The organism is Nonomuraea insulae, from assembly GCF_042656245.1.
The window spans coordinates 100,121-113,236 of record NZ_JBHSPA010000025.1 but is presented as its reverse complement, the minus strand read 5'-3'; the positions used below and the strand labels follow the sequence as shown (position 1 = coordinate 113,236).

Sequence of the window (13,116 nt, the reverse complement as noted above, 5' to 3'; positions counted from 1 at the left end):
GCGCTCCCCGTCATCGCCCCAGCCCCACGCTGAGGTACTTGTACTCCAGGTAGTCGGACACGCCGAGGCTCCCGCCCTCCCGGCCGTACCCGCTGTGCTTGATCCCGCCGAAGGGCGCCTGCGGCGGCGCCAGCGGCCCGCCGTTCACGGTGACCATGCCGAACTCCAGCTCCTCCGCCACCCGCAGGGTCCTGGTCAGGTCGGAGGTCCACACGTACGCGGTCAGCCCGTAAGGGGTCGCGTTGGCCCTGGCCACCACGCCCTCCACGTCGTCGAACTCGATCACCGGCGCGACCGGCCCGAACGTCTCCTCCCGGCAGACCAGCATGTCCTCGGTGACCCCGGCCAGCACGGTCGGCGGGTAGAAGGTGCCGGGGCCGTCGAGCCGCGCGCCGCCGGTGAGTGCCGTGGCGCCGCCCTTGAGCGCGTCCTCGACGTGCCGCTCCACCTTGGCCAGCGCGGCGGCGTCGATCAGCGGCCCCATGTCCACGCCGGGCGTGATCGCCTGGGCGTGCCCTGCCAGCGCGGCGGTGAAGCGGGCGGCCACGTCGCGGTGCGCGAAGATGCGGTTGGGTGACGTGCACGCCTGGCCGGCGTTGAGGAACTTGCTCCTGGCCACGGCCGCCGCGGCGGCCTCAGGGTCGGCGTCGGGGAAGACGAGCACGGGCGCGTGGCCGCCGAGCTCCACGCTCAGCCGCTTGACGTCCTGGGCGCTCTGCCTGATCAGCTCCCTGCCGACCTCGGTCGAGCCGGTGAAGGACACCTTGCGCACGCGCCTGTCGGCCATCACCACCTCGGCGAACCGCTCCGGCCGCGAGGTGGGCACAAGGTTGAACACCCCGGGCGGCAGGCCGGCCGCGGTGAACGCCTCGGCCACGGCGATCGCCGACAGCGGGGTCTGCTCGGCGGGCTTGAGCACCACCGTGCAACCGGCGGCCAGCGCGGGGCCGAGCTTGCGGGTGATCATCGAGACCGGGAAGTTCCACGGCGTGATGCCCGCCACCACCCCCACGGGCTCGGGCAACATCCAGATCCGGTTGTCCGCGGTGGCGCCCGGCGCCGTCTGCCCGTACAGGCGCCGGGTCTCCTCCGCGGCCCAGAGCAGGTGGTCGGCGCCCGAGACCACCTCGGCGGTGGCCTCGGCGAGCGGTTTGCCCTGCTCTGAGGTCATCGTCGCGCCGATCGAGGCGGCCCGCTCGACGAGCTCGGCCGCGGCGCGGCGCATGAGGCCGGCCCGCTCGTGCGCGGGCATCGCGCGCCAGCTGGGCAACGCTCGCGCCGCGGCGTCGATCGCCCGTCCCGTCAGCTCGGCGCCGCAGTCGGCGACCTCGGCGACGGCCGCGCCCGTGGCCGGATCGTACACGGCGAACGTGCGCCCGCCCGGCTCCTGGTGCCACTCGCCGCCGATCAGCGCTTCAGCCTTGTCCATCGTTCTCCCGGATCCCGTCGATCAGTGCGTGCATGGCGGCCATCTCGTGCGCGTGTTGCAACTCGCCGGCCCGCGCGATGTCGCCCGCCACCAGTGCGTCCCTTATGGCGATGTGCTCGGCGTGCGACTCGGGCAGCCGCCAGGGCACCAGGCGGAAGCCGCGCTGCGCGGTCTCCGTGCGCGCCCACAACGCCTGCAACATGCGGTGGGTCATCCTGCTGTGCTCGGTGTCGCACAGCAGCGAGTGGAAACGCCGGTTGAGCGTGGCGAACGCCGCCACGTCGCCGTCGCGTACCGCGACCTCGCTGCGGGCCAGCACCTCGTCCACCGCCGCCAGCCGTTCGCCGGTCAGCGGCTCGCCGCCCAGGTGCAGCGCGAGTGACGTCAGCGCGGCCCGCACGCTGTACAGCTCGCGCACGTTCGACACCGTGAACGCCGCCACCACCGCGCCCACGTGCGGGCGCTCGACCAGCCACTCCTCCGAGCAGAGTTGCTTGATGGCCTCGCGTACCGGCGTCTCGCTGATGCCGACGGCCTCGGCCACCACCCGAGTGATGATCTTCGTGCCGGGAGGGGCCTCACCCGTCATGATCAGATGCTTGATGTGCTCCGCGGCCAGATCGGCCTTGGTGCGGAATGGGGGGCGCGGTTCGGCCATGGTTGGGCAGCCCTTCAGACCTGCTGGACGGTGAGCGACTCGATCGTCGCGTAGTCCAGCTCTACACCGAGTCCCGGACCCTCCGGAACGCCTACCATTCCGGAGGAATCGGGCAGCAGCGGCTTGGTCAGCATGGAGTGGAAAACCTCCGGGACGATCACCGGGGGATCGTAGGGATATTCCAGCCAGTCGCAGTTCGGCAACGACGCGCAGAGCTGCAGGTTGCCCGCCACGCCCAGCCCGGTGGCCCAGGCGTGCGGGATCACCCGGCGCTGCCTGGCCGCGGCCATCGCGCCGAAGTCGCGCAGCGCGCCGATCTCCTCGCTCTCGTTGGCGTCCGGCTGGAAGATGTCGAAGCAGCCGTCCTCCAGCATCCGTACGAGCTGGCCGATGCCCCGGTTGTGCTCGCATCCCGCGATCGGGATCGGCGAGGCGGTGGTCAGCTCGCACAACGCCCGGTAGTCGTGCCGGGGCAGCGGCTCCTCCAGCCAGGCCACGCCGAGCCCGGCCAGTTCCCTGGCCGTGGCGAGCGCCCGGTCGTAGTCCCAGATCAGCCGGCTGCCGTCAGGGGCGTAGCGCCAGCGGGCGGCGGCCTGGTTGGCGTCCACCATGATCGCCACGCCGGGGCCGACCGCCTCGCGCACGGCCGCGACCTGCGCCACGTCCTCGTCGATGGTGGCGGAGTGCACGCGCAGCTTGATGCCCTGGAAGCCCTCCTCGACCACCCGCAGGCTGTCCTCGGCCCGCTGCGCCGGGCTGCGGACCTCGCCGAAGCTGGCGTAGGCGCGCACCGATCCCGCGTGCCCGCCCCACAGCTTGTACAAGGGCCGGCCGCACGCCTTGCCGACCGCGTCCCACACGGCCACGCCGACCACCCAGGGACGGGGGAAGACGTACTCGGCGACGTAGCGCAGCCGGTTGGCCACGTGCGTGGTCGCGAAGGCGTCGAGCCCGACGAGCTGCGGCCTGATCCAGTCCTTGACGGCCGCCAGCAACATCGGCCCCGTGCCGTGGCCCATGTCGCCGCCGGCCACGCCGACGACGCCCTCGTCGGTCTCGACCTCGACGATGACCGCCGACATCGCGCGATGCGCGCCCTCCGGCGCCCAGGAGGGGACGAACGGCCTCGGGTAGGGCATCTCGATGACCCGCCCGCGCACGTCTGTGATCCTCATCTGCCTCTCACCCCTTGGTCGCGCCGTCGGCGAGACCCTTGATCAGATACTTCTGCACGCCCAGCGCGAAGATCACCACGGGCAGCACGGTGAGCACGCCCACCGCCGCCAGCGGTCCCCACAGCCCGCCCTTCTCCGTGTCGGCGGCGATGCCCGCGATCGCGACCGGGATGGTCACCGCCTTGTCGTTGGTGAGGATCAGCGCAAACAGCAGCTCCTCCCAGGCCAGGATGATGCAGAAGATCAACGTCGAGATCAGCCCGGTCATGCTCGTGGGCACGATGATCCGGAAGAACGCGCCGAACCGGGTGCAGCCGTCGAGCATCGCCGCCTCCTCCAGCTCCGGCGGCAGGCTGCGGAAGAACGCCCGCATCAGCCACACCACGTACGGCACCAGGAAGGTCACGTACGCCAGGATCACGGTGATGTACTGGTCGGTCAGCCCCAGCTTCCGTGCCACCAGGAACAACGGCACCACCAGCGCGATCGGCGGGACCGCGCGGGAGGCCAGGATCAGCCCGCCCACCACGCCCGCGCCGCGCATCTTCATCCGCGACAACGCGTACCCGGCCATGGACCCGGCCACCATCGAGATGGCCGACGCGCCGACCGCCACGATCACCGTGTTGACCATGCGGGGCAGGATGCGGGCCTGCTCGAAGTAGCTGGTGTAGTTGTCGAAGGTCAGCTCGCTCAGCCAGCGCGGCGGGACGGTGAAGATGTCCTTGGGCAGCTTGAAGGAGATGTTGACCATGTACAGGACGGGGAGCAGGAAGAGGGCCGTCACCAGCACGGCCCCGGTGATCGCGGCGTAGCGCCCCGCCCTCGACCTCACCATCGGTTCTCCAGGTGGTGGCTGATGCGGAAGATGACGAACGTCAGAAGCATGGTGATCACCAGGACGATCGTGGCCATCGAGGAGGCCGAGCCGAACTCGAGGCTCCTGAAGCCCTTCTCGTAGATGTAGAGGTTGAGCACGTTCGTGGAGTTGCCCGGCCCGCCCTTGGTCGCGGCCAGCGCGATGTCGAACATCTTCACCGCGCCCAGCCAGCGCACGATGAACGCGGCGGCCATCACCGGCACCAGCAGCGGCAGCGTGATCCGGCGCAACGTCTGCCAGCGGCCCGCGCCGTCGGACCTGGCGGCCTCGTACACGTCGGCGGGCAGCGCCATGATCCCGGCCGCGGCGATCAGCACGACGAACGGCGTCCACCGCCACGTGTCGATGATGATCACGCTCGCCATGGCCAGCGCCGGGTCGCCGATCCACTCGATCGGGCCGATGCCGACCAGCCCGAGCAGATAGTTGACCACGCCCCACAGCGGGTCGAGCAACATCCGCCACACGCCGCCCGCCACGACCGGCGCGACGACCATGGGCACCAGGAACAACGCGCGCAGCACCCCGCGCCCCCGCCAGTCCACGTTGAGCAGGAACGCGATGGCGAACCCCAGCACCATCTGCAGCGGCAGCGCGATCACCAGGTAGATGCCGGTGACCTTGAGCGACTCCAGGAAGCCGGGGTCGTGCAGCACCGCCGTGTAGTTGCGCATCCCCACCCAGCCGGTCGGCTGGAAGGAGGCCAGGTCGAAGTCCGACACGCTCACCCAGAGCGTGTAGACGATCGGGTAGAGCAACATGCCGGCCAGCAACACCAGAGCGGGGGTCAGGAAGAGCCAGGCCGTGCCCCGCTCTCCCAGCCGCTTGGCGATCACTGCTCGTAGCCCTTGGACTTCAGCAGTTCGGTGATCTCGCTCGCGGCCTGCTGGACGGCCTGCTGCGAAGTGGCCTGACCGGACATGGCGCGGCTGGTCTGCAACGCCAGGATCTGCTGTACGGCGTCCGACTCGGGCAGGCGGGGCCGCCACATCTGGTTCTTGTTGACGACCTCGTAACCCTCCTTGAGCGCCTTGTACACGGGCTTGGCCCAGTCGTCGGCGGGGGTGCCGTCGAGGGTCGAGTTACGCGCCGGGAACGTTCCGAACGCCTTGGCGGTGAACTGCTCGCCCTGCTTGGAGGTCACCCACTGCAGCCACGTCCAGGCGGCGGCCGGGTGCTGGGACTTCTTGGAGATGCCCGCCGACCAGATGCCCCGGTGCGCCCCGGCCCCCGCGGTGCCCGCCGGCATGGTGGTCAGGCCGACCTCGTCGGGGGTGAGGGTGGTGGTGTCCTCGTCCACGGCGGTGCCCTTGTAGACGCTGCCCCACATGAACATGGTGGCCGTCTTGCCCTGGCGGAAGGCTTCGAGCGGCTCGTTGAACTGGTAGGTGCTCGCGCCCGGGGGAGCGTACTTGAGCAGGTCCACCTGCGTCTGCAGCGCCTTGACGCCGTTCGCGTCGTTGAAGGCGACCCGCATCTTGTCGTCGAGCAGCTTGCCGCCGTTGGAATTGAGGACCGTCTGCCAGATGGTGGGGGTCAGCGGGTCCTTGGTGAAGTAGGTCCCCACGGCCCACGAGTCGGGCTTGCCGTCGCCGTTGGTGTCCTGGACCAGCTTCTTGGCGTCCGCGAAGTACTGCTCCCAGGTCGTCTGCGCGGTCGGCTCCTCGACCCCGGCCTTCTTGTAGAGCGTCTTGTTGTAGAACATCAGCAGCAGGTTCGAGCGGACGGGCACGGCGTACTGCTTGCCGTCCCACTGCCCGGCGGCCAGCGGCGTCGGGTTGAAGTCGGCCCAGTCGTAGTCCGGGGCGCTCCACTTGGCCAGGTCCTGGCTCTTGAGGTCGTACAGCGCGCCGGTCTTGGCGAGCTGCGGCAGCCAGGGGTCGTCGGCGAGCACCGCGTCGTACGTGGCGGTCGTCCCCGTCAGCTCCAGCATCGTCTTGGCGAGCTGGTCGTTGTACGGGATGCCGTCAACGGTGACCTTGATGTTCGGATACTTCTTGTTGAACTCCGGGACGAGCTGGTCCTGCCACTGTTTGGCGAACGCGTCGTTCGCGATGACCCTGATCGACACCGGGCTGCCCGCGGCGCCGAGGCCACCGCCGTCGGCCGGGACCTCCTCGGTCGCCGAGCCGCAGGCGGCCAGCGCCAGTCCGATCGCGGACATCGCCGCGACGAGCCGGTAGTTCCTAGGCATGTGCCAGCTTCTCCTTCGGGGGGTGAGGGGATAGGTCAGGCGGTTGGGTCGATCGCCAGCTTCACGACGTCCCTGCCGTCGAGTGAGTAGCCGCCGCCGAGGGCCTCCAGGGCCTGCCTGGTTCTGTCCAGGGGCATGTGGTGGCTGACGAGCTGGTCGAAGGGCAGTCCGCCGCGCCGCAGGATGGTGAGCGCGTCGTGGTACCTGCGTTGCATCTCGGGGCCGGCCCCGTAGACGCCGGTGATCGTGATGTCCCGCTTGAGCAGGTCGGTGAAGGGGTTGAAGGGGATGGCGCCGCGGTCGGTGAAGTTGCCGAGCTCCGCGAGCACCCCGCCGTCGGCCACCAGCCCGACGCCCTCGATGAACGACTCCGGCGAGCCGGCCGTGCCGATCACCGCGTCGGCCCCGCGCCCGTCGCCGAGCGCGTCGAGGATCGCCTTCCTGCGGCCTCCCCCTTGGCCGGGAGCGCTATCGGCAGGGCCATCGGCAGGGCCGGGCTCGCGCCGCAGGTCCACGGTCGCGTCCGCGCCGAGCGCCGCCGCCAGCTCCAGCCTGGCCGCAGGTCCGCCCACGGCCACGATCCGCGCCGCGCCCGCCGCCCTGGCCGCCACCACCGCCATCAGGCCGATCGCGCCGACGCCCTGGACGACCACCGTGGAGCCGATCCGGACGCCTGCCCGCTCGGAGCCGTGCAGGGCCACCGACAGGGGCTCCTGGAGCACCGCCGTGCGCGGCGGCAGGTCGGTGCGGTAGAAGACGGTGCCGGGGTTCGAGGCGTACAGGTGGGTGGCGAAGCCGCCGGTGAGGTACGGCGGGCGGTCGGCGGGGGAGGCGAAGCCGTACGAGGGGCGGCGGTCGGGGCAGTTCCCCGGCCGCCTGCGTACCGTGCATTCGTAGCACCGCCCGCAGCTCAGCGCGGGGAAGACACCCACCCGGTCGCCGACCCGCACCGGGGTGCCCGCGTGGTCGGCGGTGACGCCGTCGCCGAGCGCCGCCAGCCGGCCGACGATCTCGTGCCCGAGCAGCGCCGGGAAGCTGATGCTGGCCAGCCGGCCCCGGTAGATGTGCGCGTCGGTGCCGCACATCCCGCACAGCTCGACCTCCAGCAGGAACTCGCCGGGGCTCGGATGGGGCAGGTCGTAGCGGCGGATCTCCACGGTGCCGGCGACGCTCGTGACGATCGCGGCACGCGCCGTCTCGCTCATCCTCGCCTCCGGGATTCTAGATTCTATAGAATGCAGTAGAAGCTAGTTTGTCCGTTTTGGCGCGGTCAAGTTCTGTTACCGGAATGTTTCTCGCGAACCTCAGGGGAGAAGGCCCGCGCGCCTGGCCGACACCACGGTCTCCATCCGGGTGTGCGTGCCGAGCTTGCGCATCGCGCTGCGCAGATAACTCTTGACCGTCTCAGGGCTCAGCCCCAGGCGCCGCGCGACCTCCGCGTTGCCGCAGCCCACGGCCACCAGGGACAACACGTCGAGTTCGCGGGGCGAGAGCGGGTTGTGCGGGACCGGGCCACCATCTGGCGAGGTCAGCCGGTCGCAGACGCTCTGGAGGCGGTCGCGCAACGCCGGATCGGTGATCTCCCGGGCGATCGAGCGCAGCTCGGCGTGCGCCTCGCGCAACTGCTCCCACTCCGGCTCCCGCCCCGGGCCCGGCGGCCGCCGGGCGGCACGGGTGATCGCGGCCGTCTCCAGCTCCGCCACGCGCCGCTCGACCTCCGCCCGCACGGCCAGCTCCACGCTCAGCCGGATGGCGATCGTGCCCATCCCGTCCAGGACCCGGGCGCCCAGCGAGAGCGGCTCGCGGATGCCGCCGTACAGGAGGCAGGAGACGGTCTCGCCCACCACCACGGGAGCGGCCGCGATCGCCCGCAGGCCCTCGGCGCTGACCGGCTTGTCGTATTCGTGGCTGATGCGGGCGTCGGCGGTGTAGTCGTCGACGCTGTCCGGCCTGGCGGTGACCAGCACCCGGCCGCCCAGGCCGTGGCCGGCCCGGATGGCCAGCCCGCGCAGCGCGTCGGTGCGGGTGCCGGACAGTTCGGTGAGCCGCACCGTGCCGTTCGTCGAGAGGGCGCCGGCGAACAGGACGGGCAGTCCGGTCGTGTGCCGCATCCGGCTGAGCGCGGCCCGCAGGAGCACCGCAGGTGTCACCGCCATGCCCACAGAATGTCACGACCGGTCGGGATCTCCCTCCCTTCCTTCTAGCGGTCGTCGCAACACCCCGTCTTGGGAAGTGGCGGTGTGCACGCCGTTGGCGCGCTCTGCCGTTCCCGGCATCCTGTGCCTGACCCGACCGAACGACGCTATGTGACACAGATCACATCTCATAACGTGAATTCGTGGCGGTCGTACGGGCGAAAGCTGACGAACCACTGCGCAAGGACGGGAGCACCATGTGATCGCCGAAGAATCCGGCAGGGCCGACGACGCCGAGTTGATCCGGCGCTCGGAACGCGCCCCGGAGGTCTTCGCCGACCTCTTTGACCGGCACGCGCCCGCATTGCGGCGCTATGTCGCCCGGCGGTTGGGGCCCTCGCTGGCCGACGATATCGTCTCCGACGCCTTCCTGGCCGCCTTCCGGCGCCGTCACCGCTACGACACGAGCCAACCCGACGCGCGGCCCTGGCTGTACGGCATCTCCGCCCGGCTCATCAGCCGGCATCGGCGGGTGGAGATCCGCCTCTACCGGGCGCTGGTCCGCAGCGGCGTCGACGAGATCGCCGCACCGTACACCGAACGCGTCGACGACCGGGTCGCCGCGCAACAGGCCGGGCTGGCGGCGGCGCTGGCGGAGCTGTCACCCGGTGACCGGGAGGTGCTGTTACTCGTGGCCTGGGCTGAGATGTCGTATCAGGACGTGGCCCGCGCGCTGGACATCCCGGTCGGCACCGTCGCATCCCGCCTGCACCGGGCCAGAGCCAAGACGCGCCAGGCCCTCGGCGGAACCAACTCCGCGACCACCCGAGAGGAGTCCTTCGATGGATGACGACCTGCGAGTGCTGCACGAGTGGCGCGCCGAGATCCCCAAGCCGGGCCAGGAATGGATCATCCCGCAGCGCCGTCGGATGCTGACGCGGATCCGGGGCCGCCGACGGGCGCTCGGACGCCGCCTGCTCGTGATCGGGGCGCTGGGGGCCGCCGCCGCGCTCGCCGTGGCCACCCTGCGGCCGCAACCGCCCGCCCCGGGCCCGGCGAGCAAGCCGTCGGTCGTCCGGCTCGACTCCAGCGTGGTGCTGGCCGGCGCCGCCGAGGTGGCGGGCAGGCGCAGGAGTGCCCAGGTGCCCCTGCCCACGCAGTGGCACTACACCAAGACCCTGGACAAGCAGCCGAACTCGGCCACGACCGAGACCCGCGAACACTGGACGCGCTACGACGGCATGCAGGCCGCCTCTTTCGGCGAGGACGGCGAACTGCACGTCGGCCCCGAAGGGAATCCACTGGATCCGGGCGATGACGACCTGTCGCCGCAGCAGTACGATGCCAAGCTCCGCGAGCTGCCGACCGACCCGAGGAAACTGCTGGACAAGATCACAGGTGATCGCCATTGGATCGAAGGGGCACGCGAGGAGGGTGTTCCCAAGCAGACCGTGCCCGCCAATACCCGCGCCTACCACGTGATCATGCTCTACCTGAGCCGCTACGGCACGATGCCGCCCAAGCTGGAGGCGGCCATGTTCCGCACCCTGATGCTCATTCCCGGCGTCCGGATCGATCAGGGCGTGCGCGACGCCGCAGGCCGCACCGGCCTGGGTGTCTGGCTGGAGGGAGCCGGCGACGTGCCCTTCCGTCGCTACGACATCCTTGATCCGGACACCTACCGCTACCTTGGCCGCCAGACGCTCTGGTCGCGCGACCAGTTCCTGGGCGGCAACTCCGAGCCCGCCTTCCGCAAGGGCGCGGTGTGGAGCACGGCCCTGCTGTCATCAGTGATCGTCGACCGTCCCGGCCAGCGAGGCTGACGCTCACCGCATCGACGGGAAGCCTGCGAAACCAGGATTGAGTGGCAGGGTTCCGGTAGTAGTCGCCGAAGATCCATCTGCAGGAGGCGCCATGCTCTCGGCGTTCTCCCACCGGAACCTCCACCAGCGAACCCTAAGATCGTCACAATGCATTCCGTGTTGCGACGATCCCTGGAATCCGCCGCCTTTGGGGATGACGCCGGAGCGATGAGCGAGGACCGCCCGGGGCGGGGTCCCAACGGCCCACTGAGTTAATAAGGCCCGGGCGGGTGCTGGGCGAGCGCAGCGAGCGTGGTTGCCGGGGGTTCGAAAGGGGGCGTCAGCCCCCTTGGGAGGCGCTGTCTGGAATCCTGTGGCGCGCAGCGCCCCTTGTGGAAGGCCTTGCAGTTGGGGTGCGGTGGCCGGGGGAGCTGAGTGGCGGCGGTAACCTCCGCTAAGCGTGTGCCGTCACGAAAGGACATAGATGAGTGGGTCCGAAGGCAGTCAGGATGAGAAGTCTCTTTCCGTCACCCCGCCCAAGACGTGGGCGGCGGGACTGCCCGGTGTGGCGCATGCCCTCGAATACTCCCTGGGCCAGACCTCGGTCCGCCGCACGGCGCTGACGCTGCTGAACGTCAACCAGACCAGAGGCCTGGACTGCCCCGGTTGCGCCTGGCCGGAGCCGGGGCGCAGGCACCGCAACGAATACTGCGAGAACGGCGCCAAGCACGTCACCGACGAGGCCACCACGCGCCGGGTGAGCCGGGACTTCTTCCGGCGGCACCCGATCTCCGAGCTGGCCGGCCGGACGGACCAGTGGCTGAACGAGCAGGGCAGGCTCACCGAGCCCATGGTCAAGCGGCCGGGCTCCGACCACTACGAGCCGATCGCCTGGGACGAGGCGCTCGGCGTGCTCGCCGGCGAGCTGCGCGGCCTGGACGACCCCGACCAGGCGCTGTTCTACACCTCCGGCCGCCTGGGCAACGAGGCGGCGTTCCTGCTGCAGCTCTTCGCCCGCGCCTACGGCACCAACAACCTGCCCGACTGCTCCAACATGTGCCACGAGTCCAGCGGCTACGCGCTCAACGAGACCCTGGGCATCGGCAAGGGCAGCGTGAGCCTGGAGGACATCCACGACGCCGACCTGGTGTTCGTCGTCGGCCAGAACCCGGGCACCAACCACCCCCGGATGCTCTCGGCCCTGGAGCAGACCAAGCGCTCGGGCGGCCAGGTCATCGCGGTGAACCCGCTGCCCGAGGCCGGGCTGATGCGCTTCAAGCACCCGCAGAAGGCGCGCGGGCTGGTGGGGCGCGGCACCCGGATCGCCGACGAGTTCCTGCAGATCCGCCCCGGCGGCGACCTGGCCCTGTTCCAGGCGCTCAACCTGCTGCTCCTGCAGGCCGAGGACGAGCGTCCTGGCACGGTGCTGGACCAGGCGTTCATCGAGGAGCACACCACCGGGTTCGCCGATCTCGCCGCCCACCTCCGTGAGCTGTCCTGGCCCGACGTGCTGGCCGCCACCGGCCTGGACCGCGAGCAGATCGAGCGCGTGCACGCCCGCGTCCAGGCCAGCGAGAAGGTCATCGTGTGCTGGGCGATGGGCCTGACCCAGCACAAGCACGGCGTGCCCACCATCAGGGAGATCGTCAACTTCCTGCTGCTGCGCGGGAACATCGGCAGACCGGGCGCGGGCGTGTGCCCGGTGCGCGGGCACAGCAACGTGCAGGGCGATCGCACCATGGGCATCTGGGAGCGTGCGCCGCAGGCATTCCTCGACGCCCTGGAGCGCGAGTTCGGCTTCACCCCGCCCGCCGAGCACGGACTGGACACCGTCGGCGCCATCCAGGCGATGCTGGACGGCCGGGCCAGGGTGTTCCTCGGCGTCGGGGGCAACTTCGTCCGGGCCACCCCGGACAGCGACGTCACCGAGCGCGCCATGCGTACCTGCCGGGTGACCGCGCACATCTCGACCAAGCTCAACCGCTCCCACACCGTCTGCGGCGAGACCGCGCTGATCCTGCCCACTCTCGGGCGCAGCGACCGCGACGTCCAGGCCGGCGGCGAGCAGTTCGTCACGGTCGAGGACTCGATGAGCCAGGTGCACACCTCCAGGGGACGGCTCGCCCCGGCCTCCGAGCACCTGCTCAGCGAGGTCGCCATCATCGGCCGGCTGGCCCGCCGCACGCTCGGCGACCGGCCGGAGCTGCCGTGGGAGAGGTTCGAGGCCGACTACGGCTCCGTGCGCGACCGCATCGCGCGCGTCGTGCCCGGCTTCGAGGACTTCGACGCCCGGGTACGCGAGCCCGGCGGCTTCCGCCTGCCCAACCCGGTCAACGAGCGGGTCTTCCGCACCCCGAGCGGCCGGGCCGTCTTCACGTGCAACGCCTTCGCCATGCTGGAGGCGCCCCAGGGGCACCTGATCCTGCAGACCCTGCGCTCCCACGACCAGTGGAACACCGTCCCCTACTCCGGCGACGACCGCTACCGGGGGATCCGCCACGGACGCCGTGTCGTGCTCGTCAACCCCGACGACCTGGCCGAGTTGGGCCTGGCGGACCGGGACGTGGTGGACCTGGTCAGCGTCTGGCACGACGGGGTGGAACGCCGCGCCCGCGACTTCACGGTGGTCGGCTACCCGGCGACGCGCGGCTCGGCCGCCGCGTACTACCCGGAGACGAACGTCCTCGTCCCGCTGGACAGCGTCGCCGACCACAGCAACACGCCCACCTCCAAGGGGATCGTGGTCCGCCTGGAGGCCAAGGACTGAGACCGGCCGGCTCTCCGTGCATGCGACCGATCGTGGATACGATATGCGCTACATGATTGTTGACAATCAGAGCGAG

At 70.6% G+C, this 13,116-nt stretch carries 11 protein-coding genes; 3 read left to right on the top strand and 8 right to left on the bottom strand.

Annotated features, from left to right (window positions below; genetic code table 11):
• Positions 1–10: 10 nt before the first annotated feature.
• The 8 genes from ACFPZ3_RS21545 to ACFPZ3_RS21510 form a co-directional block, all read right to left on the bottom strand.
• Entirely contained in the window at positions 11–1,429 is a 1,419-nt protein-coding gene (locus tag ACFPZ3_RS21545; RefSeq protein ID WP_379515974.1) for an NAD-dependent succinate-semialdehyde dehydrogenase, read from the bottom strand.
• Positions 1,416–2,087, bottom strand: a complete 672-nt coding sequence (locus tag ACFPZ3_RS21540) for a GntR family transcriptional regulator (RefSeq protein ID WP_379515973.1) — start codon at positions 2,085–2,087, stop codon at positions 1,416–1,418. The genes ACFPZ3_RS21545 and ACFPZ3_RS21540 overlap by 14 nt, the downstream gene beginning before the upstream one ends.
• A gap of 14 nt (positions 2,088–2,101) precedes the next feature.
• Complete coding sequence (locus ACFPZ3_RS21535; protein ID WP_379515972.1) at positions 2,102–3,262, bottom strand: mandelate racemase/muconate lactonizing enzyme family protein; 1,161 nt, start codon at positions 3,260–3,262, stop codon at positions 2,102–2,104.
• A 7-nt stretch (positions 3,263–3,269) separates the two neighbouring features.
• A complete protein-coding gene (locus ACFPZ3_RS21530) occupies positions 3,270–4,100 on the bottom strand; it encodes a carbohydrate ABC transporter permease (protein WP_379515971.1) in 831 nt (276 codons plus the stop codon).
• Positions 4,094–4,978 (bottom strand): carbohydrate ABC transporter permease, encoded by an 885-nt coding sequence (locus ACFPZ3_RS21525; RefSeq protein ID WP_379515970.1) that lies wholly within the window; start codon positions 4,976–4,978, stop codon positions 4,094–4,096. The genes ACFPZ3_RS21530 and ACFPZ3_RS21525 overlap by 7 nt, the downstream gene beginning before the upstream one ends.
• Positions 4,975–6,336 (bottom strand): ABC transporter substrate-binding protein, encoded by a 1,362-nt coding sequence (locus ACFPZ3_RS21520; RefSeq protein WP_379515969.1) that lies wholly within the window; start codon positions 6,334–6,336, stop codon positions 4,975–4,977. The genes ACFPZ3_RS21525 and ACFPZ3_RS21520 overlap by 4 nt, the downstream gene beginning before the upstream one ends.
• Positions 6,337–6,371: 35 nt before the next feature.
• The gene (locus ACFPZ3_RS21515; RefSeq protein ID WP_379515968.1) at positions 6,372–7,541 is read right to left on the bottom strand and encodes a zinc-binding dehydrogenase; all 1,170 of its coding nucleotides are present in this window, start codon (positions 7,539–7,541) and stop codon (positions 6,372–6,374) included.
• A 99-nt stretch (positions 7,542–7,640) separates the two neighbouring features.
• Complete coding sequence (locus tag ACFPZ3_RS21510) at positions 7,641–8,492, bottom strand: helix-turn-helix transcriptional regulator (RefSeq protein WP_379515967.1); 852 nt, start codon at positions 8,490–8,492, stop codon at positions 7,641–7,643.
• A gap of 238 nt (positions 8,493–8,730) precedes the next feature.
• Between ACFPZ3_RS21510 and ACFPZ3_RS21505 the strand changes: the two genes are divergently transcribed.
• From ACFPZ3_RS21505 to ACFPZ3_RS21495, 3 genes are all read left to right on the top strand, one after another.
• Positions 8,731–9,321, top strand: a complete 591-nt coding sequence (locus ACFPZ3_RS21505) for an RNA polymerase sigma factor (RefSeq protein ID WP_379515966.1) — start codon at positions 8,731–8,733, stop codon at positions 9,319–9,321.
• Complete coding sequence (locus ACFPZ3_RS21500; RefSeq protein ID WP_379515965.1) at positions 9,314–10,294, top strand: CU044_5270 family protein; 981 nt, start codon at positions 9,314–9,316, stop codon at positions 10,292–10,294. Before ACFPZ3_RS21505 ends, ACFPZ3_RS21500 begins: the two co-directional genes overlap by 8 nt.
• A 463-nt stretch (positions 10,295–10,757) precedes the next feature.
• On the top strand, positions 10,758–13,040 hold the full coding sequence (locus tag ACFPZ3_RS21495) for an FdhF/YdeP family oxidoreductase (RefSeq protein WP_379515964.1): 2,283 nt from the start codon (positions 10,758–10,760) through the stop codon (positions 13,038–13,040).
• Positions 13,041–13,116 lie beyond the last annotated feature (76 nt).

What these genes read in the sequence shown, in the direction of transcription:
- ACFPZ3_RS21535 (WP_379515972.1), bottom strand. Translation starts at nt 3,262, where the DNA reads ATGAGGATCACAGACGTGCGCGGGCGGGTCATCGAGATGCCCTACCCG.
- ACFPZ3_RS21510 (WP_379515967.1), bottom strand. Translation starts at nt 8,492, where the DNA reads ATGGCGGTGACACCTGCGGTGCTCCTGCGGGCCGCGCTCAGCCGGATG.
- ACFPZ3_RS21515 (WP_379515968.1), bottom strand. Translation starts at nt 7,541, where the DNA reads ATGAGCGAGACGGCGCGTGCCGCGATCGTCACGAGCGTCGCCGGCACC.
- ACFPZ3_RS21520 (WP_379515969.1), bottom strand. Translation starts at nt 6,336, where the DNA reads ATGCCTAGGAACTACCGGCTCGTCGCGGCGATGTCCGCGATCGGACTG.
- ACFPZ3_RS21495 (WP_379515964.1), top strand. Translation starts at nt 10,758, where the DNA reads ATGAGTGGGTCCGAAGGCAGTCAGGATGAGAAGTCTCTTTCCGTCACC.
- ACFPZ3_RS21530 (WP_379515971.1), bottom strand. Translation starts at nt 4,100, where the DNA reads ATGGTGAGGTCGAGGGCGGGGCGCTACGCCGCGATCACCGGGGCCGTG.
- ACFPZ3_RS21545 (WP_379515974.1), bottom strand. Translation starts at nt 1,429, where the DNA reads ATGGACAAGGCTGAAGCGCTGATCGGCGGCGAGTGGCACCAGGAGCCG.
- ACFPZ3_RS21500 (WP_379515965.1), top strand. Translation starts at nt 9,314, where the DNA reads ATGGATGACGACCTGCGAGTGCTGCACGAGTGGCGCGCCGAGATCCCC.
- ACFPZ3_RS21540 (WP_379515973.1), bottom strand. Translation starts at nt 2,087, where the DNA reads ATGGCCGAACCGCGCCCCCCATTCCGCACCAAGGCCGATCTGGCCGCG.